Origin of the sequence: Streptomyces sp. SID12501 (assembly GCF_010550245.1) — a bacterium.
GTDB lineage: Bacteria > Actinomycetota > Actinomycetes > Streptomycetales > Streptomycetaceae > Streptomyces.
The window spans coordinates 20600-47524 of the sequence record NZ_JAAGLU010000026.1 but is presented as its reverse complement, the minus strand read 5'-3'; the positions used below and the strand labels follow the sequence as shown (position 1 = coordinate 47524).

Below are 26925 nucleotides of genomic sequence, written 5' to 3'. Positions count from 1 at the left end.
GGGCGGTCACCCGGATTCGGGTGACCGCCCCATCGGCGTTCGTACGGCTGGCGGTTATCCGAGCGCCTTGCCCGGCAGCTCCACCTTCGCGCCCAGTTCGACGAGCTTCTCCATGAAGTTCTCGTAGCCCCGGTTGATCAGGTCGATGCCGTGCACCCTGGACGTCCCCTGGGCGGCCAGGGCGGCGATGAGGTACGAGAAGCCGCCCCGGAGGTCCGGGATGACCAGGTCGGCGCCCTGGAGGCGCGTGGGGCCCGACACGACCGCCGAGTGGAGGAAGTTGCGCTGGCCGAAGCGGCAGTGGGAGCCGCCGAGGCACTCGCGGTAGAGCTGGATGTGCGCGCCCATCTGGTTGAGCGCGGAGGTGAAGCCGAGGCGGGACTCGTAGACCGTCTCGTGGACGATGGACAGGCCGGTGGCCTGCGTCAGCGCGACGACCAGCGGCTGCTGCCAGTCCGTCTGGAAACCGGGGTGTACGTCCGTCTCCAGCGCGATCGACTTCAGCTGCCCGCCCGGGTGCCAGAAGCGGATGCCCTCGTCGTCGATCTCGAAGGCACCACCCACCTTCCGGTAGGTGTTCAGGAACGTCATCATCGACCGCTGCTGGGCGCCGCGGACGTAGATGTTGCCTTCGGTCGCCAGCGCCGCCGACGCCCATGACGCGGCCTCCAGGCGGTCCGGGAGGGCCGCGTGGTTGTAGCCGTCGAGCTTGTCGACCCCGGTGACACGGATGGTGCGGTCCGTGTCCATGGCGATGATCGCGCCCATCTTCTGCAGTACGCAGATGAGGTCCTCGATCTCGGGCTCCACCGCCGCGTTGGACAGCTCGGTGACGCCCTCCGCCAGCACCGCCGTCAGCAGGACCTGCTCGGTCGCGCCCACGGACGGGTACGGCAGCGTGATCTTCGTACCGCGCAGCCGCTGCGGAGCCTCCAGGTACTGCCCGTCCGCCCGCTTCTCGATCGTCGCGCCGAACTGCCGCAGCACCTCGAAGTGGAAGTCGATGGGCCGGCCGCCGATGTCGCAGCCGCCGAGACCCGGGATGAAGGCGTGCCCGAGGCGGTGCAGCAGCGGGCCGCAGAGGAGGATCGGGATACGGCTCGACCCCGCGTGCGCGTCGATGTCGGCGACGTTGGCGCTCTCCACGTGCGACGGGTCCATGATCAGCTCGCCGGGCTCCTCGCCCGGACGGACCGTCACCCCGTGCAGCTGGAGCAGCCCGCGCACGACACGGACGTCACGGATGTCGGGGACGTTGCGCAGTCGACTTGGCGCACTGCCCAGCAGGGCGGCGACCATGGCCTTCGGTACGAGGTTCTTCGCACCGCGGACACGGATCTCGCCCTCCAGCGGGGTGCCGCCGTGGACAATCAGTACGTCGTCTGTGCCGTTGACCGTCATGTATCTCGCGTTCCGATGAGTTGGGCGGGGGGTTTGGCGGGACCGTCGTGCGGGACGCGGTCGTACAGGCCGCGGTCGTACCGGCACGCGCAGGAGCCGAAGAGCAAGGGTAAACGCCGCACACCCCCCTTCTGTAAGCCCAAGCGCCGCCCAGCCGTGTCATAGGTTTGCCACAACACGAACCGTTCGCCGCCGGGCACATGCGGTCACCGGCGCAGGCGCGCGCCCGTCCCGCTCCGATGCGCCCTGGGCCGGCTTCACCCAGGTACCCCGATTGGCTCCCCTCACGGGGGGAAGATGCGAGATCATGTCTGGCATGACCGAGGTGTCCTCGCTCACAGGGCGACTGCTCGTGGCCACGCCCGCCCTGGCGGACCCGAACTTCGACCGCGCGGTGGTGCTCCTTCTCGACCACGACGGGAAGGGTTCCCTCGGCGTCGTCCTCAACCGTCCGACGCCGGTGGACGTCGGGGACATCCTGGAGGGCTGGGCGGAACTCGCGGGTGAACCCGGGGTCGTCTTCCAGGGCGGCCCGGTCGCCCTGGACTCGGCGCTCGGCGTCGCGGTCATCCCCGGCGGCGGAGTGTCCGGCGAGCGCACCCCTCTCGGCTGGCGGCGCGTCCACGGCGCGATCGGCGTCGTCGACCTGGAATCGCCGCCGGAACTGCTCGCGAAGGCGCTCGGGTCGCTGCGCATCTTCGCCGGGTACGCCGGCTGGGGACCGGGTCAGCTGGAGGCCGAGTTGGAGGACGGCGCCTGGTACGTCGTCGAGTCGGAGCCCGGAGACGTCTCCTCCCCGTCGCCGGAACGCCTGTGGCGCGAGGTCCTCAGACGCCAGCGCAGCGAACTGGCGATGGTCGCGACGTATCCGGACGACCCTTCGCTGAACTGACGGGTGTGACCTTCAGTACGATTGCCGCTATGAGCACTCTTGAACCTGAGACCCAGCCCCAGCGCGGGACTGGTACGGGGACCCTCGTCGAACCGGCGCCGCAGACCTCGCACGGCGACGGTGACCACGAGCGCTTCGCCCATTACGTCCAGAAGGACAAGATCATGGCGAGCGCTCTCGACGGGACTCCTGTCGTGGCGCTGTGCGGCAAGGTCTGGGTACCGGGCCGCGACCCGAAGAAGTACCCGGTGTGTCCCATGTGCAAGGAGATCTACGAGTCCATGGGCTCCGGCGGCGACGAGGGCAAGGGCGACGGCAAGAAGTAGGCCGCGTCGGCTGGTCGTTGATGTGCGCAAGGTCCCCAGGGTGCGATTTGGTGCGCCCCTGGGGACCTTTGTGCTGTCTGTCGTTGCACGGGATGCGTCGGCCGGTCACAGAGTGGTGGAGACGTGGTCAAGACCTCTTGTGGCCGTGTCCGTGCAGTCCATAACCTCCGTGGTGTTGTGCAGAGCGAAACATCCATTGCGTATGTTGCAACGCTTTCACCGGAGGAAACGCCAGATGAAGCTCTCTGTCCGATCTGCCCGGCTGGCCGCCTCCGTGGCCACCCTCGCCCTCGCCGGACTCACCGCCACCGCCTGTGCCCCCGAGACCTCGGACAACTCCTCCTCCGGCAAGGACGAGCAGACCGGCACCCTGCGCGTGTGGCTCTTCCAGGAGGTCGCGAACACCCCGAAGGAGAAGGTCGTCACGTCGGTCGTCGACGCCTTCGAGAAGGCGCACAAGGGCGCCGACGTCAAGGTCGAGTACATCCCCGTCGAGACCCGCGCCCAGCGCATCAAGGCCGCCTTCAACGACCCGAAGAGCGCCCCCGACGTCATCGAGTACGGCAACACGGACACCGCCGGTTATGTCGCCGACGGCGGACTCCTCGACGTCAGCAAGGAGTTCGCGGCCTGGAACGAGGCGAAGGACACCGACCCGACCGCCCGCCAGTCCGTCACCGTCGACGGCAAGATCTATGGCGCCCCCTTCTTCGTGGGCGTCCGCGCCCTGTACTACCGCACCGACATCTTCAAGGAGCTCGGCCTCCAAGTTCCGAAGACCATGGCCGAGTTGACGAACACCGCGCACCGGATCCGCGCGGCCAGGCCCGACCTGTACGGGATCGCGGTCGGCGGTGCCTACACCTACGGGGCGATGCCGTTCGTCTGGGCCAACGGCGGCGAACTCGCCACCGGCAGGGGCGGTTCGTACGCCTCCGCCATCGACAGCACCGCCGCCCAGAAGGGCATCAAGGCCTACATCTCCCTCTTCGGCGACGACAACTGTCCCGCCGCCAAGTGCGCGGGCATGGGCGGCAACGACACCGTCACCGCCTTCGCCGCGGGCAAGGCCGGCATGGCGATCGGCGGCGACTTCAGCCACGCGGCCGTCGAGGTGGGCAAGGTCAAGGGCGACTACGCGGTCGTACCGCTGCCGGGTGTCACCGCCGGCTCGGTGGCACCGGCGTTCGCGGGCGGGAACAACCTCGGGGTGCTGAACAGCACTTCGCATCGCACGCTCGCCGTCGACCTGATGGAACAGCTCGCCTCGAAGCAGACCCAGACCGAACTCTTCGACGCCATGGGCTTCCTGCCGACGTTCGCCGACGTGCGCGAAACCGTCGCCAAGAAGCAGCCGTACGTCGCGCCCTTCGTGAAGACCCTCGCCGCGGGCACCAAGTTCGCGCCGGCGTCGCCCGCCTGGTCCCAGATCGACTCCTCGTTGGTCCTGCCGACGATGTTCCAGGAGATCGTCAGCGGCAAGAAGGACGTCGCGGCGGCTTCCACGGAGGCTGCCAAGAAGATGGACGACGCGTTTGGCTCCGCGGGGTGACGGCGCCTACTCGGGTGGGGGGTACGGAGCGTTTGCGGGTGCCAGTTCGTCGTGGCTCGTCGCGCCCACGCGGCGGCAGCCGCAAATTCAGAACAGCCCCGCGCCCCTTGGGTAGGTCCAGTGCGCCTTGGCTCTACCTTGCCCCTGCTCTTGTGGTCCTTGGTGGGTTGCTCCTTTACCCCATCTACCAGCTCGGGCTGATCTCGTTCTTCCACTACACCCAGGCGCAGGTCAGCGGTGGCCGGCCGGCCACCTTCGAGGGGCTCGGCAACTATCGGGAGATCTTCGCCGACCCCCAGTTCTGGCATGTGCTGCTGGCGACGGTCGTCTTCGCGGCGGCCTGTGTGGTCTCCACGCTCTCCGTCGGCTGCGCCCTCGCCGTCCTGCTGACTCGTGTCCGTAGCCTGCCCCGCCTCGCGTTGATGCTGGCGGCGCTCGGCGCGTGGGCGACCCCCGCGGTCACCGGCTCCACGGTCTGGCTGCTGCTCTTCGACCCCGACTTCGGCCCGGTCAACCGGATGCTGGGCCTCGGCGACCACTCCTGGACGTACGGCCGGTTCAGCGCGTTCTTCCTGGTGCTGCTCGAAGTGGTGTGGTGCTCCTTCCCGTTCGTGATGGTCACGGTGTACGCGGGCATCCGTGCCGTACCGGCCGAGGTGCTGGAGGCGGCGGCCCTCGACGGCGCCTCCCAACTGCGCATCTGGCGCTCGGTGCTGGCGCCGATGCTGCGCCCGATCCTGGTGGTCGTCACCATCCAGTCGGTCATCTGGGACTTCAAGGTCTTCACCCAGATCTACGTGATGACGAACGGAGGCGGCATCGCAGGCCAGAACCTCACCCTCAACGTCTACGCCTACCAACAGGCCTTCGCCTCCTCCCAGTACAGCCTCGGCTCGGCGATCGGGATCGTGATGCTGCTGATCCTGCTCGCCGTGACCCTCGTGTACCTGCGGCTGCTGCGCAGGCAGGGGGAGGAGCTGTGATGTCCGGCAACGTTGTCCAACGTGTTCAAGGCGCCCGAGGTGTTCACCGTTTCGTACGGCGGCCCTGGCGGCTGGCCGCCGAGGTGTCGGCGCTGCTGATCGCGGCCGTCGTCGCCTTCCCCCTCTACTGGATGGTGCTCAGCGCCTTCAAACCGGCCGGAGAGATCGAGTCGGCCGAGCCGCGCCCCTGGACGCTTGAGCCCTCCCTGGACTCCTTCCGGCGAGTCTTCGGGCAGCCGGAATTCGGCCGGTACTTTCTCAACAGCCTTGTGGTTGCCTGCTCCGTGGTCGTCGTCTCGGCGGTGATCGCGTTTCTCGCGGCGACCGCGGTGACCCGATTCCGGTTCCGTTTCCGGACCACCCTGCTGATCATGTTCCTGGTGGCCCAGATGGTGCCCGTGGAGGCGCTCACGATCCCGTTGTTCTTCCTCATGCGGGACTTCGGGCAGCTGAACACGCTGGGCGCGCTGATCCTGCCGCACATCGCCTTCTCACTGCCCTTCGCGATCTGGATGCTGCGGGGTTTTGTGAAGGCGGTTCCGGAGGCGCTGGAAGAGGCCGCGTACATCGACGGGGCGAGCCGGTCGCGATTCCTGTGGCAGATCCTTTTCCCGCTGGTCTTCCCGGGGTTGGTGGCCACCAGCGTGTTCTCCTTCATCTCGGCCTGGAACGACTTCCTGTTCGCCAAGTCGTTCATCATCAGCGACACCTCCCGGTCGACGCTGCCGATGGCCCTGCTGGTCTTCTACAAGCCCGACGACCCGGACTGGGGCGGCGTGATGGCCGCCTCCACGGTGATGACCGTTCCGGTGCTGGTGTTCTTCGTACTCGTGCAGCGCCGACTCGTGTCGGGGCTCGGTGGAGCGGTTAAGGACTGACGTGACTGACGTGACTGACGTGACCGAACTGATTCCGGCGCCCCGCAGCGTCGTCGCGGCTTCCGGCGAGGTGCGGTTGACGGCGCACTCCCAGCTCTACGCCGGCACGGGGGCGGAGGGCGTCGGTCACTGGCTGCGCACCGTCCTGTGGCAGGCCACCGGCCTGCCGCTGCGCGAGGGGCGGGAACTCGACGACACCGACGGCGACGGCATCGGGCTCCGGCTCGACCCCGAACTCGGCCCCGAGGAGTACCGCCTCGTCAGCGACGGGAGCGGCGTCCTCATCAAGGGCGGCAGCGCGGCCGGTGTCTTCTGGGGCGCCCAGACGCTGCGGCAACTGCTCGGTCCGGACGCGTACCGAAGGGCCCCGCTCGGCCGCGACCGTACCTGGGCCGTGCCGCACGTCACCATCGAGGACACCCCCCGTTTCCGCTGGCGCGGCCTCATGCTCGACGTGGCCCGGCACTTCATGCCCAAGGAAGGCGTCCTGCGCTACCTGGACCTGATGGCGGCGCACAAACTCAACGTCTTCCACTTCCATCTGACGGACGACCAGGGCTGGCGTGTCGAGATCGAGCGGTACCCGAAGCTGACGGAGGTCGGTTCCTGGCGGGCCCGTACCAAATTCGGCCACCGGGCCTCACCGCTGTGGGAGGAGAAGCCGCACGGGGGCTTCTACACCCAGGACGACATCCGCGAGATCGTCGCCTACGCCGCCGAGCGGCATATCAGCGTGGTCCCCGAAATCGACGTACCGGGGCACTCGCAGGCCGCCATCGCCGCGTATCCGGAACTCGGCAACACGGACGTCATCGACACCACCTCCCTCTCCGTCTGGGACAACTGGGGGATCAGCCACAACGTACTCGCCCCCACTGACAACACCCTGCGCTTCTACGAGGGCGTCTTCGAGGAAGTCCTCGGCCTGTTCCCGGGGGAGTTCATTCACATCGGCGGCGACGAGTGCGCGAAGGAGCAGTGGCGGGAGTCGCCCACCGCGCAGGCCCGCATCGAGGAACTCGGGGTCGGCGACGAGGACGGGCTCCAGTCATGGTTCGTACGGCACTTCGACAAGTGGCTCACCGCGCGCGGGCGTCGGCTCATCGGCTGGGACGAGATCCTGGAGGGCGGCCTCGCACCGGGCGCCGCCGTCTCCTCCTGGCGCGGTTACGCGGGCGGCATCACGGCAGCGCGCGCGGGTCACGACGTCGTCATGTGCCCTCAGGAGCAGGTGTACCTGGATCATCGTCAGCACGGGGGCGCCGACGAACCCGTCCCCATCGGGTACGTCCGCAACCTGGAGGATGTCTTCCGCTTCTCGCCGGTTCCAGTGGAGTTGGGCCCCGAGGAGGCGCTGCACGTCCTCGGCACGCAGGCCAACCTGTGGACCGAGGTGATGGAGGACGCCGGGCGGGTGGACTACCAGGCCTTCCCACGGCTGGCCGCCTTCGCCGAGGTCGCCTGGAGTGCCCTGCCCGCGCCCGCCGAACGGGACTTCGCCGACTTCGAACGCCGGATGACCGCCCATTACGGGCGACTTGACGCCCTCGGCGTCGGCTACCGGCCACCCGCGGGGCCGCATCCGTGGCAGCGGCGGCCGGGAGTCATCGGACGTCCGATCGATGGGGCGCCCCCGAACGTGTGAGGCCCCACAGAGGCTGCGTGGACGAAACCGCCCCCAACGCTCACCGATCAGTTCCAATCGGAACTGATCGGTGATGCCGTACGAAAACGGACCATCTCGCTGATGAGGTGGGCGAATGCCTCCTAGCGGACCCCTGCGTTCGGGTCTCGCGAGAATGTGCCAGAGTTGCCACGTCCGCCCTGTCAGCACGTACCGTACGGCAACACAGGTGGGACCAGGTGGGGCAGCGGGAAGGGGTAGCCGGTTTGACCACGCAAGCACCGCAGGCGGCGCAGGCCGTGACGCTGCCCGCCTCGCTGGACGAGGCAGTCGCGGCGCTCGCAGCCATGCCGGCAGCCGTTCCCGTGGCGGGCGGCACCGACCTCATGGCCACCGTCAACTCCGGGCAGCTCAGGCCCGCCGCACTCGTCGGCCTCGGCCGGATCAGCGAGATCCGCGGCTGGCAGTACCAGGACGGCCTCGTGCTGCTCGGCGCCGGCCTCACCCACGCGCGGATGGGCCGCCCCGACTTCGCCGCCCTGATCCCGGCCCTGGCCGCCTCCGCGCGTGCCGCGGGCCCGCCGCAGATCCGCAACGCGGGCACCCTCGGCGGCAACATCGCCACGGCCGCCCCCACGGGGGACGCGCTGCCCGTGCTGGCCGCCCTGGAGGCGACGCTGATCATCGCGGGCTCCGGTGGCGCACGCCGTGAGATCCCGGTGTCGCACCTGCTGGCAGGCGTTGAATTGTTGCGGGCCGGTGAACTTATCGGCTTCGTGCGCGTGCCCCTGCTGCACGCGCCCCAGGTGTTCCTGAAGGCCACCGGGCGGACCGGTCCCGGGCGCGCCCTGGCGTCCGTCGCGCTCGTTCTCGACCCCGCCCGGCGCGGAGTCAGGTGCGCGGTCGGCGCCATAGCGCCGATGCCGCTTCGCCCCCTGGACGCCGAGCAGTGGGTCGCCCGGCTCATCGACTGGGACAACAACCGCACGATCGTCCCGGAGGCACTGGGTGCCTTCGGCGAGTACGTCGCCGCGGCCTGCATTCCCGACCCGGCTCCGGCCGAGGACGGCTCCGTACCACCGCTTCCGCCCGCCGTACTGCACCTGCGGCGCACTGTCGCCGCGCTGGCCCGGCGAGCACTGGGGAGGGCACTGTCGTGACCGACGACCAGTACGGCGACGACCAGTACGGCGACCAGCGCGCAGAGGGCGCGCCCCGTGGCGGAGGCCGCTGGGACCCGCTGCCCCAGGGTGACTACGACGACGGTGCCACCGCCTTCGTGAAGCTCCCCGAAGGGGGCATCGACGCGTTCCTGGCCTCCGTGGACAGCCCGCTGGCCGCGCCCGGCCACGGGTACGTGCCCCCGCAGATAGCGGTAGCGCCGGGCGCCGAGGACGGTTCCCCGGGAGCGCCGGACGCGTGGGGGATGCCGCCCGCGCCCCCCGGGGGCGCCCAGTGGCCGGACCCGAACGCCGTGCCCCGGGAGGCGCCGCGGCACGAGGGGTTCGGCTACGACCAGAGCTCCACGGGACAGTGGGCCTTCGACCAGGGAACCGGTGCGCCGGACGCCGCCGGTCCCGGAACCGCGGGCCGTGAGGTGACCGGGGAGTGGCGGATCCCTGTCGCCGGTGGTGACCTTCCGGACGAATCGGGCGAGTTCACTACGTCGGCGCTGGTCGAGCAGTGGGGAGGCACGCCGCCCGCCACGCTCCCCGGCGGCGCGTCCGCGCCCTGGGCGACGGAGGAACCGGCACAGCCCTGGGCGTCCGGACCCGCCCCGGAGCCGGAGTCCGGCCGGACGAACGGCGCGGGGACTGCGTACGCGCACGAAACAGTGCCCGAAACGGCGCACGAAACGGGCGGCGCCGGTCGTACGGCCGACGGGGTCGGTCACCAGGCCGACGCCACCGGTCGCACCGTCACCGAAGCCCGCCGCACGGTCGCCGACGCGGATCAGGACCCGGCCGCAATCACCCCAGGCCCCGACGAGGGCCCTGACGGCCCCGCAGAGGCCGTCAGGGAGTCCGACCCTGCTCCTGGGTCGGAAACCTCACCGGAGGCCGCCGAGGAGCCCGTGGAGGGCGAGCCGGACGCGGACACCGAGGCATCCGGTGCCACAGGGACGGCTGAGGAACCCGCCGCAGAGCCCGACGCGGCCGACGACGCCCCCGGACTGCCCGGCGAGGAACACCCCCTCGCCTCGTACGTGCTGCGTGTCAACGGCTCCGACCGGCCCGTCCCCGACGCCTGGATCGGCGAGTCGCTGCTCTACGTACTGCGCGAGCGCCTCGGCCTCGCCGGTGCCAAGGACGGCTGCTCCCAGGGTGAGTGCGGGGCCTGCAACGTCCAGGTGGACGGACGGCTCGTCGCCTCCTGCCTGGTGCCCGCGGTCACCGCCGCAGGCAGCGAGGTGCGCACGGTGGAGGGCCTCGCCAGCGACGGGCAGCCCTCGGACGTACAGCGGGCGCTCGCCAAGTGCGGGGCCGTGCAGTGCGGTTTCTGCATCCCGGGGATGGCGATGACCGTGCACGACCTCCTGGAGGGCAACCCGGCCCCGACCGATCTGGAGACGCGCCAGGCCCTGTGCGGCAACCTGTGCCGCTGCTCCGGCTACCGGGGCGTCCTGGAGGCGGTCCGCGAGGTCGTCGCCGAACGCGAGGCGCACGCCGCCGACGCCGAGGCGGAGGACGGCGAGGCACGCATCCCGCACCAGGCCGGACCGGGCAGCGGCGGGGTCAACCCGTCCGCGTTCGACGCCCCGGGCTTCGAGCCCGCCCGGAACCACGACTCGCACGCGTATGACCAGACTCACGGCCAGGACGGAGGCCAGACGTGAGCAACGAAGCCGCCACCGCGACCACGGCCGCGGAGGCCGCCCCCGACGCGGAGGCTCTCCCGCACGGCCTCGGCGTGTCGCTGCCCGCCGCCGACGCGCGCGCGAAGACGGAGGGAACGTTCCCGTACGCGGCCGACCTGTGGGCCGAGGGCCTGCTGTGGGCCGCCGTACTGCGCTCACCGCACCCGCACGCGCGCATCCTCTCCATCGACACCACCCACGCGCGTGAGATGCCCGGAGTCCGGGCCGTCGTGACGCACGAGGACGTGCCCGGGGTCGAACTGCACGGCCGTGGCAGAGCCGACCGCCCGATGTTCGCCTCCGAGGTCGTACGCCACCACGGGGAGCCCATCGCCGCCGTCGCCGCCGACCACCCGGACACCGCGCGGATGGCGGCGGCGGCCGTCATCGTCGAGTACGAGGTACTCGACCCGGTGACCGACCCCGAGCAGGCCTTCGAGGCCGAACCGCTGCACCCCGACGGCAACCTGATCAGGCACATCCCGCTGCGCCACGGCGACCCGGACGCGGTCGGCGAGATCGTCGTGGAGGGCCTCTACCGGATCGGCCGCCAGGACCCCGCCCCCATCGGCGCCGAGGCGGGACTCGCGGTACCGCGCCCCGACGGCGGCGTGGAGCTGTACCTCGCCTCCACGGACCCCCACGCGGACCGTGACGCCGCCGCCGCCTGCTACGGCCTCGAGCCGGAGCGGGTCAAGGTCGTCGTCACCGGAGTCCCCGGCGCCACCGCCGACCGCGAGGACCAGGGCTTCCAGCTCCCGCTCGGCCTCCTCGCCCTGAAAACGGGCTGCCCGGTGAAGCTGACGGCGACCCGCGAGGAGTCCTTCCTGGGCCACGTCCACAGACACCCCACGCTTCTCCGCTACCGCCACCATGCGGACACCGACGGCAAGCTGGTGAAGGTCGAGGCGCAGATCCTGCTCGACGCGGGCGCCTACGCGGACACCTCGGGGGAGGCCCTCGCGGCGGCCGTCTCCTTCGCCTGCGGCCCGTACGTCGTCCCCAACGCCTTCATCGAGGGCTGGGCGGTCCGCACCAACAACCCGCCCTCGGGCCATGTGCGCGGCGAGGGCGCGATGCAGGTCTGCGCGGCCTACGAGGCCCAGATGGACAAGCTGGCGAAGAAGCTGGCCGTCGACCCGGCCGAGCTGCGCCTGCGCAACGCGATGGCCACGGGAGACGTACTCCCGACCGGCCAGTCCGTCACCTGCCCGGCCCCGGTCGCCGAACTCCTCCAGGCGGTACGGGACTTCCCGCTCCCGCCGCTCCCCAAGGACACCCCCGAGGACGAATGGCTGCTCCCGGGCGGCCCCGAGGGCGCGGGCGAACCGGGTGCCGTCCGCCGCGGTGTCGGCTACGGCCTGGGCATGGTCCACATGCTCGGCGCCGAGGGCGCGGACGAGGTCTCGACGGCCACCGTCAAGGTCCACGACGGCATCGCCACGGTCCTGTGCGCGGCCGTGGAGACAGGCCAGGGCTTCACCACCCTGGCCCGCCAGATCGTCCAGGAGACGCTGGGCATCGACGAGGTCCACGTGGCCCCCGTCGACACCGACCAGCCCCCGGCCGGCCCGGGCGCCCGGGGCCGCCACACCTGGGTGTCGGGCGGCGCGGTGGAACGGGCGGCGAAAATGGTCCGCACCCAGCTCCTCCAGCCCCTCGCGCACAAGTTCGGCATGTCCACGGAGCTGCTCCAGATCACCGACGGCAAGATCACCTCGTACGACGGTGTCCTGTCGACCACGGTGACGGAGGCGCTGGACGGCAAGGAACTCTGGGCCACGGCCCAGTGCCGCCCCCATCCCACGGAACCGCTGGACGAGGCGGGCCAGGGCGACGCCTTCGTGGGCCTCGCCTTCTGCGCGATCCGCGCGGTGGTGGACGTCGACATCGAGCTGGGCTCGGTACGGGTGGTGGAACTCGCGCTCGCCCAGGACGTCGGCCGTGTCCTGAACCCGGCGCAACTGGTGGCCCGTATCGAGGCGGGCGTCACCCAGGGCGTCGGCATCGCCCTCACGGAGAACCTGCGCTCCGCGCGCGGGCTGATCCGCCACCCCGACCTCACGGGCTACGCCCTCCCGACCGCCCTGGACGCCCCGGACATCCACATCGTCAAACTGGTCGAGGAACGGGACGTGGTCGCCCCCTTCGGCGCGAAGGCGGCGAGCGCGGTACCGGTGGTGACGTCACCGGCGGCCATCGCCTCGGCGGTACGCGCGGCCACGGGCCGCCCGGTGAACCGCCTGCCGATCCGCCCCCAGGCGGCGGTGGTGACGACGACGTCATGACGACTCCGAATCCGACTCCCGATCCGACTCCGAACCCGACTCCGGAGGAGCCGCAGCGCTACGAGCCCGGGCCGACGCCCGGCAAGGTGCTGGCGTGGGTGCTGCTGTTCCTGGTGGCGGCGGTCGTGGTCGTCGTGGGTGGCGTGTACTTCGGCTGAGGGCCGTCCGCTTCTGCTCCGTCGCAGGTCAGAGGCTGTTGTCAGTGGTGCCGCGTAGTGTTCTGGTCAGTGGGAGGGCCTGCCGGGCAGCGGACGTTTTCGACGTCACGCCGGGGGTCTGCGAACAACCATGCGCGGGGGAAACCATGAGCACGACGATCACTCTGACCAGGGACGAGTCGCTGACACGCGTGGGCCTGCCGGTCGGCAGGGGCCGGTCGAGGTTCGGCGCACTGCGCACCGGTGCCCTGCGGACGGTGGTGAACTCGACCTCGACGGGAGAGACGCGCACGACGCACTTCCCGCACCACCGCCCCGCCCCGCTGGACCGGCGCCCGCCGGCCACCTCTCTGGAGGTGCTGCTGCGGTTCGCGGCGGCGACGGAGGAGATGGCGGCCGCACGAGGCCAACTGGCATTCTCAGCAGGCCGGTTCGGGCCGCGGACGCCGGCGGAGACGTCCCGGCACCTGCTGACGGTGTTCGCGCAGGGCACGGGCGGCGGAGGTGATGTGCTGCCGTACTGGAAGATGGCGGCCTCGATCCGCCCGCTGGCCCGGATCGCCGCTGCCGGCGCGGAGTCGGGCCTCGCCCTGGACCTGCCCGCCCGGCTCCTGGAGCAGACGTTCGGTCACGCCAAGGTGGCACGCTTCGAGGACGTCGACTTCCCGACCACGCTCACCCACGAGCCGACCCGCCGCTTCCTGAGCGGCACGGGACTCCCGGAGGACGGCTCCCTCTTCCAGCTGGACACGGAGATACCGCTGCCGACCCTCGTGGAGTACTGCACGGACGAGGACACGGCAACCGAACTCCCTCAGGGAACAGGCGACTTGATCCGCCTGGGCCGCCTGGCTGAGGGCAACAGCCTGGTGCTGGACGGCAGAACGGGCACGATCCTCACCTGGAACGAGCCCGAGACCACCCTGCACCTCCTGAACACGGACGTCTCGACCCTCGCCTTCACCCTGTGGCTGATGCACCGAGCGAAGACGATCGACTTCGACGGGGAGGCGGGCAGGGTGCTCTGAACGCGGGGTAGTTGGTCAGCTGCTTGTCCGCACCGGCGCGCTGCTGCGCCCGCGACCTCGACCGCTGAGCTCGGCGTCGAGTGTCTCCTGGGCCACGCGCATGGCCTCGGCGTATACGGGGTCCTGCAGCCGCTTCCACATCTCGTCCTCGGCCACGTCCTCGACGCAGCTGACCACCCACCAGATGTTGCCGAAGGGATCCTTGATACGTCCTCCACGCTGCCCGAAGGCGTCGTCCGCCACAGCGGTGATGACCTGGCCACCGGCAGCGACGGCTCGCGAGAACACCTTCTCCGAGTCGTCGACGAAAACGCGCAACAGACTCGGCATGGCAGGCCAGTCCGCATGCCGGTCAAAGGCCAACACGACGGTGTCACCGACCCGGATCTCACCGTGCCCGACCAGGCCGTCTTCCGTCAGCACCCGCCCGAGCTCCTCGCCGTCGAACGCGTGGGTGACGAAGTCGAGGAAGGCTCCGGTGTCGTCGGTGACGACCCAGGGGGCGACGGTGGTGTAGCCCTCCGGGGCGGTGTTGATCTGCTCGGGCATGGGGGTCCTCTCGCCGATGTTGGTTGCGGGCAACGACGTTAGGTGAGGTATAGGTCTGCTTCTGTCCTAAATGCAGCGAACTCGAGTCAGGTCAAGTCACGACCGTAGCCAACCCAGCAGAGAGGCCCGGCACTCGTCATGAGTGGCCGGGCTCTCTCGTGCACACGGGGTGGTGTGGAACGGCAGATGTCCCACACCCGACCTCGTGCGTGTCGTGCGGTGTTGCTACTCCGTGCCGTCTGTCTCGACGGCAGGGGGCTCCGGCTCCGTACAGCCAGGGATGCGCTCACCCCCTTCCTGGTCGGCGCGTGTGACCCTCGCGTGGTCGGTCGCCACTCGTCGGAAGAGGTCGTGCCCCGTCCGTCCCGTGTGCTTGAGCGCCCAGTCCTGGGCGTCGTCCTGCTCACCCTGCGGGCCGGACTCCTCGCCGCACTCGTGGGCGGTACAGAAGGCTTCGAACGTGTACGCGCCCTCGGGTGCGTGGCGGATCGTGTGGTCAACGAAGCGGTAAACGGCTCGGGTCACAGCACGGCTCCAGTGCTCTGCGCGTTGGCTACTTTGACCTTCACAGAGACTCCGTTGCTCAATTCGGGGACAGGTGCCTCGTGTTGACGGCATGATCGCCTCTGTGGCAGGCGACCCGTCCAGCGGTCGCGGGGGTGGGAACGATGTCTCTGCAGCCCAAGGGCCTGCCGTCGGTGCCGGAGCGGACTGCGGCCGTGGCCCGCTCCGCGTTCCCGAAGGGCAGCCTGCCGATCCGGGTGCGCGACCGCCTGGCGGAGGTGTTCGCCGACGAGCCGTACGCCGACGCCTTCGGTGTGCGCGGTGCCCCGGGGATGTCGCCCGCGGTGCTGTCGCTGGTCACGGTGCTGCAGTTCGCGGAGAACCTGACGGACCGGCAGGCCGCGGCGATGGCGGTGCGGGCCATCGACTGGAAGTACGCGATCGGGGCGGAGCTGACGGACACCGGCTTCGACCACACGGTGTTGACCAGGTTTCGCGCGCGCCTGGCCGAGCACGCCGAACGCACCGAGATCTTCCTCGGTCAGCTCGGCACCACACGCAAGACCGAACGCACCCGACTCCACGCCGACTACGACCGGGCCCTCCGCGTCGTCGACGAGATCGACGCCGCCAGCACCATGGACGAGGAGTCCGCATGAGAATCTCCGCAGCCCAGCGGACTGAGAACGAGAACCGCATCAGGGCCGCCATCGACCGGCTCCTTCGAGGTGAGATCCCGCCCGGCGGAAAGTGCGACATCAAGACCCTCGCCGGCGAGGCCGCGGTCGACCGTACCGCGTTCTACGGCACCCGCCCCTACTCTCACCTCCGCGTCGAGTTCGAGCGGCGCCTCCAGGCCCTGCACCAGGCCGGAGAGATCCCCGACCCCCGCGAAGCCCAAATCATCCGACTCAAGGCGGAGATCACCAAGCTCAAAGATCGGCTGACCCAGTCTGAGGAGACGATCGACGAGCTCACCGACTTCCGCACTCAGGCCCTGGCCCGGCTCGCCGCGCAACACGAAGAGATCGTCCGGCTCCGCGAAGCCTCCGCCGGAACCACCCAGGTCAGGCGGCTTCCAGCACCACGAACCACGGTGATCGGGTCCTGCAGCTGAAATGCCCGCCCTGGACCGAGGCCACCCGCATCGCCGATCACCCGGCTGCCAGTTCGCCCGCACCGCTGGCGGACCCGGACTCCAGATATCGGCGCAGAGCTTCCCGCCCTCCCGGAACGAAGCACCATTGATCAACGACTTCGCGCAGTTCGGCAACCGTCAGCCAGTCCAACCAGTCGATCTCGCCCGGGTCCGGGACCAGGGACTCCGACGACAAGAGGGCCTCATGCACCCCGAACCATATGGGGCCAATCCCTTCCCTGCAGAGGAACTTGAACAGGAAGCGCACCGGCACGCGAACGCCGAGCTCTTCAGCCAGCTCGCGGACTGCCGCCTCCTCATACGACTCGCCCACGTTCACGGCGCCGCCGACCATCACGTCGTAGTGGCCCGGGAACCGGGACATCGTCTCGGCCCGTCGCAGCACCAAGATCCGCCTCTCGCGGTCGCGGCAGATCGTTGTTGCAATGCGATGCGGCCAGTTCTCGCGCACCGCCTCGTCTCGCTCGACTATCCCCAACACGCGGTCATGCTCATCGACATGCTCAACCAGTTCGCTCACGGAGGCACGATCTCAGCCCCCACTGACAACACGGCCCCACGAGCACCAGCAGCGAGTGATCCGCATTACAGGAAACCCCGTGGAAAGCAACACGACCGACAATCTGCGTCGCGAATGCGGCCTCGACACCTGGCCTGCTCAATCGCGACACGAGGTCATCCGCACACGGCCTCTGCGGACACAAGGCACACCTTCGCCTGCCGACTCATCAACCGAGACGTCCCGCAAGAGGTCGTCCGCGTCCTCCTGGACCACGATTCACACAAGATGACCTCGCATTACGCCAAGATCACCGACCAGACGGTGCGGCGGCACTGGGAACAGGCAACCAAGGTCAACATCCAGGGCGAACGCGTGATCCTCGATCCCGACGGGCCGCTCGGCCAGGCCCAGTGGGCCAAGACGCGTTACGGCATCGCCACCCAGACCCTGCCCAACGGCTACTGCGGGTTGCCCGTTCAGAAGACCTGCCCGCACGCCAATGCTTGCCTGACCTGCCCAGTCTTCCTCACTGGGCCCGAGTTCCTGCCGGAACTCCGCGAACAGCGCACCCGCACCCTGACGTTGATCGATAACGCCAGGAGCTGCGGTCACAGCCGCATGACCGAGATGAACCAGCAGGTCGCCGACAACCTCGACCGCATGATCGGCGAGATGGAAGACGACCAGGAGACTGAAAATGCCGACTGACAACTCCCACCTGATCGTCGCCGCGGCCCGCCGGAGAGCCACGGCAACCCGCCGGCGCGCGGTCGCCGCCCTGCGGCGGATGGATGACACCGGCACCGCGATCACCTTCGAGACCGTCGCCCGCGAAGCGGGCGTCTCCCGGTCCTGGCTCTACAACCAGCCGGACCTGAGAACCGAGATCGAGCGACTTCGCGCCCGCCGCCGGTCGATCCCCGCGGCCCGGCCGGTTCCCGACCGGCAACGAGCCTCCGACGCCTCCCTCCTACGGCGCTTGGAGGCTGCCACCGAGCGCAACCGGCAACTGGAGTCCGAGAACCGGGAGTTGGGGTGCCGTTAACGAGTGGCGAATCAGGTGACAAGTAACCCGCCAGTAGCTTTTGGATCGAAGGCGTTCCATATGCGCGTATGTCAGAGGACCCCGGCCGCGGCCGGGGTCCTCTGAGGTTCTGGGTTCGGGCTACGCGGCGGCCGGCTCGGGGTCTGGCTCCTGCGGGACGGGCTGGGCGAGCTGAAGACGGCGGCCCATATTCAGCCGTACCTCGCCGTAGGGCTGGATGTGCATCCAGAACAGCGGGGTCAGGGCGCGTTTGTCCTCGTCGGTCAGGAGGTCTGCCCACTCCGGATCGGCGAGCATGTCTTGGATCATCAAGGTGTTTACGAAGACCAGCGCCGTTTGCAAGAGGTGGAGTGCGAGAACAGAGAGTTCTTGCTGGTCACGGCGGTTGCTGCTCAGCTCCCCGCTCTTGCCGAAGAAGATGATGTCGTTGGCGCCGTTCCAGCCCTCGACGACGTTGAGCCCTTCTTGGATCTCGCGCTGAAGGTCGCGGTCGCGCAGATAGCGGGCGACGAAGATGGTCTTCTGGGCACGGCCGACTTCGAGCATCGCTTGGTAGACGGGGTGCGAGGCCGTGCGGGTGAAGCGCCGCAGGATCGCCTCGGTGGAGGCGGTGCCGACCCGGATCGCGGTGGCGTACTTGATGAGCTGGTCGTAGTTGTTCTCGATGACGTCCCAACGGATCGGGCGGGTCATCGCGTCCGCCAGGCGCTCGTAGGTGTCCTCGTCCTCGCGGCCGGGCCGGTACAGCTTGACCTTGTTGATCTGCTTGATGCGCGGCAGCAGGTCGTAGCCCAGGAGCCGGGTCAGTCCGAACCCGATTTCCGACTGGCCGTGCGAATCGACGTAGTTGCCCTCGGCCTGCATGGTGGTGGTGTGCCGCATCATGCCCTCGATCGCGGCGGCGACCTCCGAGGCGGTGCAGTTCAGAAGCTGGCTGTGAATGGCCATCGAACCCTTTTCGATGGCCAGTACACGAGCACGCCGCGGCCCCCGTAACGGGAGTGCCACTCGGTGAAGATGTTGCGGTCCCAGGCTTTGAAGTGCGTGGAGTCCGAGGCCACGGTGCTGGTGCCCTGCCCCCAGACCGCTTCGGAGCGGGCCGCGAAGGTGGCATTCGCTATCTCGACGCCGGCGGCCTTCAGCCCGACGGCGGTCAGATAGCGGCGGGCCGTGTAGCGCAGCTCTTCCTCGGTGTGCTTGTGCTCGCCGGACGCGACGGAGCTGATCCCTGAGTTGGTGCCGTAGGCGTACGCGATCAGGAGCAGGCGTTCCAGGAGCTTCGCCTCGTCGATCGCCTCCCGCGTGCCGACCGGGGCGAGGGCCTTGAGCATCCCGGTGCGCAGGGCGGCCTCTTTGAGGATGTCGATGAGGGCGACGGTGCCCCATTTCTTGCGGATCGCCTTCTTGAGCTTGCGCAGGTTCTTCGGCTCTTTCTGCGGCTCGGGCTCGGTGAACTTGATCGCGCCGTTGCGGTGCTTGCCGCTGATCGTGACCCACGGCAGCTTCGGCAGTTTGGTGTCCAGCGCGCCGAGCTCGGCGCGCATCTCGGCCTGGAGTTGGGCGGTGAAGACCTTCGCCTCGCGCGGCTTGTTGAGCTTGTCGTAGTACTCCGCGCGCCTGACTTCGAAGTCGTCCGGGAGGTCGTCGTCGGGGTTGCGCCACTTGTCGGCGCCGACGACCCAGATCTCCTTGCAGCGCAGCCGGTCGCGCAGGGCCTGGAAGACGCACGCCTCGTAGACCGTGCGCATGACTCGCTTGGGTCCCTTGTCGGGGGGTGAAGAGCGCGAACTCCATCCAGTCCTTGCGTACGACGCCTTCGAGCGGGATGGTCTCGCCGAGGGGAAGGTAGGTGGTGGAGGAGTCCTTGTGCCGCTCGATCAGCTTCAACGCGTCCATGACGGGCTTGTGCTGGTCGTTGGAGGAGCGGAAGTCGAGCACGCCGAGGAGCTTCATCAGCCCGCTGCGGTAGTGGTTGGAGTAGGAGGACTTGAACACCTCCCGCTTGGAGCGGGCGAACTCGGCGTTCGTCGCCTTCATCTCCGCAACGAGGTCCTTCAGCGTCTTCTCTCCGCCGGCCGCCGGGAAGACCACGGAGCGGACCGAGCCGTCGGGGGCGCCGAGCGAGGCGGCGGCGATCTTTCCGAGGAGTCCGGACTTGCCGCGGACCTTGGTGAACTCGGCGACGAACGCCTCGGTCACCTTCTTCTCCGCCCGCGCGTTGATGCGGTGCACGGTGGAGTTCAGCAGCTCCACGAGGGTGTCGGTGATCTCCCGCTGACGCTGGAACAGCAGCGCGGCGAGCAGGACGTGCCGCACCTCGGGGGAGAAGCGGCGCAGGTGGCTCGGGGCGGCGGCTGAGGCTCTGGCCCGCCAGGCGTTGATGACCTGGACGCCGATGCCGGTGAACGCCTTGGCCGGGATGCTGACGGCGCGGACCTGCTTGAGTTTGGAGATCTCGTCCAGCAGTGAGTTGAGGCTGACGTTGCCCGGATGGGACTTGATGTCGGAGAGCACCGACTCCAGGTCTTCGTCCGCACCGTCGCCGTCCACGGACGCGGTGTCGTCATCCGGCTCGCTGTCGCCGGTCGGATCCGTGAAGACCAGCGCGTCCAGTCGGCGGGGGCAGTCTTCTTCCCGCGCGAGGCGTGCGGCGACCTCGACGACGGCCCGGTCGTCGGCCTGGTGCAGCGCGGACCGGATGATCGTTGCAATCTGGGCCGCGGTCGGCGGCTCGATCAGGTCTGCCCGCATCTGCCGCAGCAGCTCGGCCCGCACCTGTTCCTCGCGGCGTTCGTCGTGCCAGATCACGTCCACCAGGTGCGAGACGAACTTGACCAGGTCGGTCTTCGAGCACTCGTGCCACCCGGTCAGATCCCGCAGCTCGCTGCGGTGCCGCTTCGCGACGCGGGAGGTGAAGTCATAGAACCCCAGCTCGGACGCGGCGACGCCCACCTGCTTGGCGACATGCTCGACCGCATCGGGCGGCAGCTCCAGACGCATCTTGGGAAACCGGCCGCGCCAGGTCAGAAACTTCAGCTGGACGGCGAAGCCCAGCCTCGTGGCGCCGGTCTTGTTCCTTAACCAGCCCGCCTCGTCGCCGGACAGGGTGAAGTGGTCCACCACCCCGTCCAGACCCAGATCCCGCCCCACAGCTCGGTCCCTTCCACAAGCCCCGTGATCGACCTTCGGGCTGGACGGTAGGGGCGCTGGTGTACGGCTGGCGCGGGTATCGGCGAAGTGCCCGGGAGAGACGGAGTGACCTGGTACAGCTACCGGCTTGCCGCAGGAACGGCGTCCACGTCGCCGGTGCAGACGAAGACCGGCGCGGCCTGACCGCGCTGTTCTGGTCGAACGTCAACCCGTACGGGACATTCCGGCTCGCCATGGACAAGCGGCTCGACCTGGTTCCCGTGACAGCTCCCCGACCCTGGTAATTCGGTGCAGCCGACACGGCACGCGCGAGGCGATAAGCGCCCTGAGTGTCAGACGGCCTTTCGGGGGCGGGTGGTGCCGAGGCGTTCCCAGAGGCCGACCAGATGCGCGTGCAGGACTTCCTCGGCCTCCTCTGCGGTCAAGTGGCCTATGAGTACATGGGTGGTGAGGCCATCGGCGAGGGCGAGCAGAGTGCAAGCCTCGTGCTGCGGGTCGGGCAGCATAGTGCCTTCGTCGGCCGAGCCGCTCTCGGCGGCCTCCGTGATGAGGCGGACGAGGAGGTTCTGGAGGGCCGCATAGCTGGTTCTCAGCGGGCCGGCGAGTGGCTCGCTGACAGCGGCCTGAGCGACGAACGCGAGCCAGATCCGTGCTTCGGCGCGGTGTTCTTCGCGGAGCAGGGCGATCTCGCTGGTCGCGTGGCCCAGGGCGGTGGCGGCCGACTGGGCCGGGCTTGCGGCCAGACGTGCCCTCACACGTTCGGTGATGCGGTCGCCGACGTGGTCGACGGCGAAGAGGAGCATCTCCCCCTTGCTGCGGAAGCAGCGCTGAACGGCGCCCAGTGAGACCTGCGCGCGGGCGGCGACGTCGCGCATGCTCACTCCCTCCGGTCCGTGTTCGTCGGCGAGGAGGCAGACGGCCTCGGCGATCTGGCGGCGTCGGCTTTCGTAGTCCACCTGTTTGGGCATGCGCGGTCGGCCTCCTTATTCCGATACGAGCGTATCGCTTCCGGGCTAGGGTTCGGACACGAGCACTTCGGCATGGGGATGGGAAGCACGATGATCAGGCAGGACGCCCTGTGGGCAATGACGGCCACCGCCCAGGCGGAGGCGGTCCGAGGCGGAGAGATATCGGCCCTCGAACTGGTCGACAGCCACCTTGAACGTGTCGCTGAGGTCAACCCGCAGGTCAACGCGGTCACGCAGCTGATGGCCGAGCGAGCCCGCGAGGCCGCGGCACACACGGACCAGCGGCGAGCAGCGGGCGAAGCACTCGGGCCGCTGGCCGGCGTGCCGTTCACGGTGAAGGAGTCCACCGCTGTCGAAGGGGTGCCGACCACGCTCGGAACGGCACGCTTCCGCGACCTGGTGGCTCCGGCCGACGCACCCCCTGTGGCCCGGCTCCGCGCGGCGGGAGCCATACCGATCGGCCACAGCAACATGCCCACCCTGGTCCTGGCCGGGATGCACACCCGCAGCGAGTTGTTCGGCGACACCGTCAACCCGTGGGACCGGAGCCGGACCCCGGGCGGCAGCAGCGGCGGTGACGGAGTGGCCGTCGCCACCGGCATGGCCGCGCTCGGTCTCGGCAACGATTCCGGCGGATCAGTACGGATCCCGGCCTCGTTCTGCGGTGTGACGGGGCTGAAGCCGACCACCGGGCGGTTCCCCGCCGACCACCGTGTCCTCGGCCCCGAAGACCCGGGACCAGCCTCACAGATGCTGGTCACCGACGGACCCCTGGCCCGTACCGTCGCCGACCTGCGGACGGCATACGAGGCGCTGGCCGGGACCGACCCGCGGGACCCGCGGGCCGTACCCGTGCCCCTCTACGGCGAACCGCTGCCCGGACCGGTCAAGGTCGCGGTCGTGGCCGACCCCGGAGGCCACGGCGTTCATCCCACGGTCCGCGCGGCTGTCACGGCCGCGGCCGACGCGTTGCGCGACGCTGGGTACGACGTGCGGGAGATGGCGGATGTTCCGCGGTTGGACGAGGCACTCGAGGCATACGGCCGGATCACCGTGACCGAATTCGCGCCGACATGGCCAGCGGTGCGGAAACTGCTCGGCGAAGGCGGAGACCGTTACATCCAGATGGCCATGGAGAAGACTCCGCCTGCGAACGCCGCAGAGCTCACGAAGCTGATGGGGACCTGGCTAGGCATCCGCCGCTCCTGGGCGGAGTTCCTCGACGAGTTCCCGCTGCTGCTCGGACCGGTGTTCACCGAGCCACCCGTCGAGCCGGGACTGGAGTCACGCGATGAAGCGGGACGGGAACGGGTCGCCGAGGGCATGCGCCTGTGCACGGTGACCAGCTTTGTGGGCGTTCCCGCGGTCGCCGTGCCGACCGGAGTCAGCGACGGACTGCCGTCCGGCGTACAGATCATCGGGCGCGCGTTCCGGGAAGACCTGTGCCTGGCCGCTGCCCAGGAGATCGAGGACCGCCTCGGCGTGCTCACGCCGATCGACCCTCGCCCCGAAGTCCCGGCTGCCGCGCGGTAGGCGGAGCTACGACAGCGGGCAAAGAGACGGCCAGGGGTCGACGAGCGGCGCGGAGGAGGCAGCATCCGCGCCTCACCGCTCGCGGGCCCCTCCCCGGTCGAAGTGTCGGCAAACGAACGTCTGTCGACACTCATATGCGTGATCAGGAACCCGCAGGTGGGCACTGTCGACAACTCGCGTCGGAAATCAACGTCGGTGAACGGTCGGCGGAGTAGTTTCCGACAATGCTTCTTGGCTACTGCCGCACTTCGACGGCCGATCAGAACCCCGACCACCAGATCGACGCACTTCTCCGCAACGGCGTCGACCGCGACAACATCCACGTCGACGTCGCCAGCGGCGCGAAAGCCTCCCGCCCCAAGCTCGATCTCGTCATGCAGTTGATGCGCGAGGGCGACACGTTGAAGGTCACCCGGCTCGACCGGCTCTCCCGCTCCGTGCTGCACCTGGTGACCCTCGGCGCCGAACTGCGCGAGCGCGGGATCGGGCTGCACGTCCTCGAGCAGGGCATCGACACCTCCACCATGGAAGGCCGAGCCATGTTCGGGATGCTCAGCGTGCTCGCGGAGCTCCAGAGAGAGCTGATCGTGGCGAACACGAACGACGGGCTCACCTCCGCGCGGGCCCGCGGCCGGGTAGGCGGGCGTCGGCCCAAGCTCACGGCCGACCAGGCCGAGCTCGCCCAGCAGCTCTACGACGCCCGGGAGAAGACCGTCCAGCAGATCGCCGACATGTTCAACGTGCCCCGTTCCACGGTCTACGGACACCTCGACAAGACCAAGACCGTGCCCCGCCAGCCGAAGAAGACCGCTGTGGCGAAGCCCTGAAAGCTACCGGTGGGTTACTTGTCACTTGGTTCGCCACTCGTTAACGGCACCCCGAGTTGCGCGAGGCCCTCGCCCTAGCGCTCGGGGAACGACGCACCGCCGACCTGCCAGGCCGCCTCGACGACACGCCGAGAAAGAAGTCTTCCGCCGTCATCGGACCCTGCTGACGAGACCGTCGAGGACACTGTCCTCCACACAACACACCAGGTCAGGAACCTGCAAGATCGGCGGGCTCAAGATAATGCTCGCAAGCGGCATGTCGTGGTCGACACGCTCGGCCTGCTGCTGGGCGTGATGGTCATCGCCGCGGATGTCGGCGACCGCACCGCCGCCCACGTGCTGCTCGGCCGGCTCACCGACGTACACCACCGGTTGGAGCTGGTCTGGGCCGACGGCGGCTACACCGGCCCCCTCGTCGAGTACTGCCTGGCCACGCTCGCGCTGGTCCTCGCGATCGTCAAGCGCAGTGACGACATGCGTGGCTTCGTGGTGCTGCCCAAACTGATAGGTGGATCGTCGAGCGTCTCATCGCCCACCTGATGCGCACCCGCCGCCTGGCCCGCGACTTTGAGCCACTACCAGCGCCGAAGCGATGATCTACTGGTCGATGACCCTGCTCATGACCCGACGCCTGGCCCGGCCACACCCTGCGCGAGCATGAACCGTCCCGGTGTGGGCTCGGCCAGCCAGCCCCGCGCGACCAGGCGTTTCGCCTTCGACCGCAGTGCCTCCACCTTGGCCGGCACCGCGTCCAGACCGAACAACACGGCCATCTCCTGGCAGGTCAGCGGCCCTTGATGGAGCCGGGCCCGGTCCGCGAGTGCGGTGAGGATGCGCTGGTAGTCCACCGACAGCGCCGCCCAGGCCAGCCCCTCACGCCACACCGGCACCTGCGCTTTCGGCTTCGCCGCATCCCGGGACGTCGGCGGCCCGCCTGCAGCCCGCGGATCCGCGACGTCCTCCGTGTCGGCGGTGCTGCCGCAGTCCGGAGCCAGCACCGCATCGACCCGCCTGCGGGCGATCACCCACTCCTGCCACTCCAGCTCGGCCTGGATATGGTCGGCCTCCTCACGCAGCCCGTCGACCCGACAGCGAGCCGCGAGCTCGTGCTGTTCCAACAGTCCGACAACCGACGGCATCCGCAACCTCCAGGGGAGCGACGACAAGACAGGTCACGACTCCCACGGAATCACCGCCCCTACTCCTGTCCAGAGAAAACGCCGCCCTCTAGTCCGGAAAGACAACAGCTCCTGAGGACGGAGTCAGCGCCACAACGGGATGAGGTCTCTCATCGATGAGTCGCCGGGTGCGGGCGGCGTCAGGCGGTGGCCGGTGCTGCCGGGCCCGGCAGCCGGGCCCACCAGGAGCCGATCCAGGGGACGTCCGCGGGCGCCCCGGCGGCGCTGGGGGTGTCGGAGGCCGTGCCCGTGACCCGTACGGCGCCCGGGTGGCGGCCGTCGGGGTTGGTGTAGCGACCGGCGCGGAGGCCGTACTCATAGTTGCCCCTGATCAGACAGGCCAGGTTGGACAGGTACCGGCGCAGTGGCTCCTCGGCCTCGGGCAGGAGCGTGTCGCGGACTTCGACGAAGCGGGCCAGGATGCGGTCCCGTAGCGCGACGGTCCGCAGCAGGGCGTCCTCCAGCGTGTTCCCGTCCCGAGTCCGGTAGAGGTGGACGAGGTTGAGGAGGGGTTCCGGCTCGGCGTCGACGCGGGCGGCGAACCACAGGTCCTTGCCGTAGGAGTACAGGTCGTCGTCGATGGTGGCGACCATGCTGGACATCTCCGTCAAGGCGTGTACGGCCGGTGAGTTGATCTGCGTGTCCGGGATGTCGGCCGGTTCGCTGATCTGGAACCAGGCGAGGCTGGGAGCGCCCGCGGCGGACAGCAGCCGCGCGTAGAGGTAGTCGTCGACGGAGGGCACGAGGCGCTGCTCGCGGGCGGCACGTTCCCATGCCACGCCCAGGAACCAGGACTGGTGAGCGGTCACCAGGGAGCGCCGCTGGGTGGGTGAGGCGAGGTGGTGCAGCCGCTCGGCCAGTTCGGTGAGCGCGCCGGCGAAGGGGTGCCCGGGCGGCAGCAGGCCTGCGGCGGGGCTCTCCAGGGTGCGTATGACGCGTACGGCCAGATCCAGGAAGGAGAACGCGTCACCGGGCGCCTCCTCGTCACAGGCGACGTCGTCGAACACGAACATCAGGTACGTCCAGTCCACGAACATCTGCAGCCGCTCGGGGTCGGCGTCCGGGCACTCGCCCGCGCAGATCAGCGCGGACCGGGTGTCCAGGACCCGTTCGCGGCCACCGGGCCCGCCGCACAGGCCGTGCCGTTCCATGAAGGCCAGGCCACGTCGCTCCAGCAGGTCCACCTGCGGATGACGGCGCCACGGCATAGGGAGGTACACCGCCGGCAGGCGCACTTCGATCTCGGGTTCCGGTCCGGTGTGCGGTAAGGCAGGCGGGGCCACGGACACGACGGGCTCGGACATGGTGGGACTCCTCTTCGACGACGCCCGGATTTACGTTATTTTTAGGAAGATCGCCCTAATCAACAATCAATACCCCGGAAAATTATTACCGCACGCCCTCAAGGCGCCAATCATGTAAAGGTAAACTCGAAGCAAAGAATCAATCACGCCAAACGGGCAACTCGCCCACGGAGGCCTTAAAACGAGGCCGTTCTCCGAATCTGTGGTTCTTTCCGGAGT

At 69.2% G+C, this 26925-nt stretch carries 26 protein-coding genes and 3 pseudogenes; 19 read left to right on the top strand and 10 right to left on the bottom strand.

The annotated features are described in order from the left end of the window. Positions 1-54 precede the first annotated feature (54 nt). The gene (gene murA / locus G3I71_RS28725) at positions 55-1401 is read right to left on the bottom strand and encodes a UDP-N-acetylglucosamine 1-carboxyvinyltransferase (RefSeq protein ID WP_164318881.1); all 1347 of its coding nucleotides are present in this window, start codon (positions 1399-1401) and stop codon (positions 55-57) included. Between the two features lie 316 nt (positions 1402-1717). Between murA and G3I71_RS28720 the strand changes: the two genes are divergently transcribed. The 11 genes and pseudogenes from G3I71_RS28720 to G3I71_RS28670 all read left to right on the top strand — a co-directional run. Further along, the gene (locus G3I71_RS28720; RefSeq protein WP_164319144.1) at positions 1718-2293 is read left to right on the top strand and encodes a YqgE/AlgH family protein; all 576 of its coding nucleotides are present in this window, start codon (positions 1718-1720) and stop codon (positions 2291-2293) included. Between the two features lie 29 nt (positions 2294-2322). Then, a complete protein-coding gene (locus G3I71_RS28715; protein WP_053741615.1) occupies positions 2323-2619 on the top strand; it encodes a DUF3039 domain-containing protein in 297 nt (98 codons plus the stop codon). Between the two features lie 235 nt (positions 2620-2854). Continuing rightward, entirely contained in the window at positions 2855-4171 is a 1317-nt protein-coding gene (locus G3I71_RS28710) for an extracellular solute-binding protein (RefSeq protein ID WP_164318879.1), read from the top strand. Between the two features lie 107 nt (positions 4172-4278). Further along, a complete protein-coding gene (locus G3I71_RS28705) occupies positions 4279-5154 on the top strand; it encodes a carbohydrate ABC transporter permease (RefSeq protein WP_239149414.1) in 876 nt (291 codons plus the stop codon). Beyond that, the gene (locus G3I71_RS28700; protein WP_164318875.1) at positions 5154-6032 is read left to right on the top strand and encodes a carbohydrate ABC transporter permease; all 879 of its coding nucleotides are present in this window, start codon (positions 5154-5156) and stop codon (positions 6030-6032) included. Before G3I71_RS28705 ends, G3I71_RS28700 begins: the two co-directional genes overlap by 1 nt. A 19-nt stretch (positions 6033-6051) precedes the next feature. Next, complete coding sequence (locus tag G3I71_RS28695) at positions 6052-7677, top strand: beta-N-acetylhexosaminidase (RefSeq protein ID WP_164319141.1); 1626 nt, start codon at positions 6052-6054, stop codon at positions 7675-7677. Between the two features lie 245 nt (positions 7678-7922). Next, positions 7923-8816, top strand: coding sequence for a xanthine dehydrogenase family protein subunit M (locus G3I71_RS28690; protein WP_164318874.1), 894 nt, complete (start codon positions 7923-7925; stop codon positions 8814-8816). After that, positions 8813-10492, top strand: a complete 1680-nt coding sequence (locus G3I71_RS28685; protein ID WP_164318872.1) for a 2Fe-2S iron-sulfur cluster-binding protein — start codon at positions 8813-8815, stop codon at positions 10490-10492. Before G3I71_RS28690 ends, G3I71_RS28685 begins: the two co-directional genes overlap by 4 nt. Further along, complete coding sequence (locus G3I71_RS28680) at positions 10489-12801, top strand: molybdopterin cofactor-binding domain-containing protein (RefSeq protein ID WP_164318870.1); 2313 nt, start codon at positions 10489-10491, stop codon at positions 12799-12801. Before G3I71_RS28685 ends, G3I71_RS28680 begins: the two co-directional genes overlap by 4 nt. Beyond that, the gene (locus G3I71_RS28675; protein WP_164318868.1) at positions 12798-12959 is read left to right on the top strand and encodes a hypothetical protein; all 162 of its coding nucleotides are present in this window, start codon (positions 12798-12800) and stop codon (positions 12957-12959) included. The genes G3I71_RS28680 and G3I71_RS28675 overlap by 4 nt, the downstream gene beginning before the upstream one ends. Before the next feature lie 275 nt (positions 12960-13234). Beyond that, positions 13235-13957: pseudogene (locus G3I71_RS28670) on the top strand (SUKH-4 family immunity protein); the annotation flags it as partial. Between the two features lie 45 nt (positions 13958-14002). Here G3I71_RS28670 and G3I71_RS28665 read toward each other — a convergent pair. Then, complete coding sequence (locus tag G3I71_RS28665; protein WP_164318864.1) at positions 14003-14536, bottom strand: VOC family protein; 534 nt, start codon at positions 14534-14536, stop codon at positions 14003-14005. 225 nt (positions 14537-14761) lie between these two features. Then, positions 14762-15061 carry a hypothetical protein gene (locus tag G3I71_RS28660; RefSeq protein WP_239149413.1) on the bottom strand — a complete coding sequence of 100 codons (300 nt, stop codon included), beginning with the start codon at positions 15059-15061 and terminating at the stop codon, positions 14762-14764. Positions 15062-15204: 143 nt separating this feature from the next. On the opposite strand from G3I71_RS28660, the pseudogene G3I71_RS28655 reads away from it, so the two are divergent. Next, positions 15205-15552: pseudogene (locus tag G3I71_RS28655) on the top strand (transposase); the annotation flags it as partial. A gap of 143 nt (positions 15553-15695) precedes the next feature. Next, positions 15696-16157, top strand: coding sequence for a hypothetical protein (locus G3I71_RS28650; RefSeq protein ID WP_164318862.1), 462 nt, complete (start codon positions 15696-15698; stop codon positions 16155-16157). A 37-nt stretch (positions 16158-16194) separates the two neighbouring features. Here G3I71_RS28650 and G3I71_RS28645 read toward each other — a convergent pair whose 3' ends face one another. Next, positions 16195-16719: an NUDIX domain-containing protein gene (locus G3I71_RS28645; protein WP_164318860.1), complete on the bottom strand. Its 525-nt coding sequence runs from the start codon at positions 16717-16719 to the stop codon at positions 16195-16197. Here G3I71_RS28645 and G3I71_RS52345 point away from each other — a divergent pair. Beyond that, positions 16630-17409, top strand: a complete 780-nt coding sequence (locus G3I71_RS52345; RefSeq protein WP_343243107.1) for a tyrosine-type recombinase/integrase — start codon at positions 16630-16632, stop codon at positions 17407-17409. The two genes, G3I71_RS28645 and G3I71_RS52345, sit on opposite strands and share 90 nt — an antisense overlap. Further along, the gene (locus tag G3I71_RS28635; RefSeq protein WP_164318858.1) at positions 17399-17746 is read left to right on the top strand and encodes a DUF6262 family protein; all 348 of its coding nucleotides are present in this window, start codon (positions 17399-17401) and stop codon (positions 17744-17746) included. Before G3I71_RS52345 ends, G3I71_RS28635 begins: the two co-directional genes overlap by 11 nt. A gap of 120 nt (positions 17747-17866) precedes the next feature. On the opposite strand, the gene G3I71_RS51395 is transcribed toward G3I71_RS28635, so the two are convergent. Then, positions 17867-18694: a Tn3 family transposase gene (locus G3I71_RS51395; RefSeq protein ID WP_275409281.1), complete on the bottom strand. Its 828-nt coding sequence runs from the start codon at positions 18692-18694 to the stop codon at positions 17867-17869. Further along, positions 18670-19494, bottom strand: coding sequence for a Tn3 family transposase (locus tag G3I71_RS52340; protein WP_275409280.1), 825 nt, complete (start codon positions 19492-19494; stop codon positions 18670-18672). The genes G3I71_RS51395 and G3I71_RS52340 overlap by 25 nt, the downstream gene beginning before the upstream one ends. Here G3I71_RS52340 and G3I71_RS51390 point away from each other — a divergent pair. Further along, entirely contained in the window at positions 19493-20104 is a 612-nt protein-coding gene (locus G3I71_RS51390) for a hypothetical protein (protein WP_239149412.1), read from the top strand. The two genes, G3I71_RS52340 and G3I71_RS51390, sit on opposite strands and share 2 nt — an antisense overlap. A 393-nt stretch (positions 20105-20497) precedes the next feature. Here G3I71_RS51390 and G3I71_RS52970 read toward each other — a convergent pair. Together G3I71_RS52970 and G3I71_RS28625 are read right to left on the bottom strand one after the other, a co-directional pair. Further along, positions 20498-20866: pseudogene (locus G3I71_RS52970) on the bottom strand (DUF4158 domain-containing protein); the annotation flags it as partial. Positions 20867-21228: 362 nt separating this feature from the next. Then, positions 21229-21864 carry a TetR/AcrR family transcriptional regulator gene (locus tag G3I71_RS28625; RefSeq protein WP_203731659.1) on the bottom strand — a complete coding sequence of 212 codons (636 nt, stop codon included), beginning with the start codon at positions 21862-21864 and terminating at the stop codon, positions 21229-21231. Between the two features lie 90 nt (positions 21865-21954). Between G3I71_RS28625 and G3I71_RS28620 the strand changes: the two genes are divergently transcribed. From G3I71_RS28620 to G3I71_RS28610, 3 genes are all read left to right on the top strand, one after another. Beyond that, a complete protein-coding gene (locus G3I71_RS28620) occupies positions 21955-23397 on the top strand; it encodes an amidase (RefSeq protein WP_164318856.1) in 1443 nt (480 codons plus the stop codon). 224 nt (positions 23398-23621) lie between these two features. Next, positions 23622-24224: a recombinase family protein gene (locus G3I71_RS28615; RefSeq protein WP_164318854.1), complete on the top strand. Its 603-nt coding sequence runs from the start codon at positions 23622-23624 to the stop codon at positions 24222-24224. A 261-nt stretch (positions 24225-24485) separates the two neighbouring features. Then, positions 24486-24764, top strand: a complete 279-nt coding sequence (locus tag G3I71_RS28610) for a transposase (RefSeq protein WP_343243106.1) — start codon at positions 24486-24488, stop codon at positions 24762-24764. A gap of 77 nt (positions 24765-24841) precedes the next feature. On the opposite strand, the gene G3I71_RS28605 is transcribed toward G3I71_RS28610, so the two are convergent. Together G3I71_RS28605 and G3I71_RS28600 are read right to left on the bottom strand one after the other, a co-directional pair. After that, complete coding sequence (locus G3I71_RS28605) at positions 24842-25363, bottom strand: hypothetical protein (RefSeq protein WP_164318852.1); 522 nt, start codon at positions 25361-25363, stop codon at positions 24842-24844. 179 nt (positions 25364-25542) lie between these two features. Then, entirely contained in the window at positions 25543-26706 is a 1164-nt protein-coding gene (locus G3I71_RS28600; protein ID WP_164318850.1) for a glutamate dehydrogenase, read from the bottom strand. Between the last annotated feature and the right edge of the window lie 219 nt (positions 26707-26925).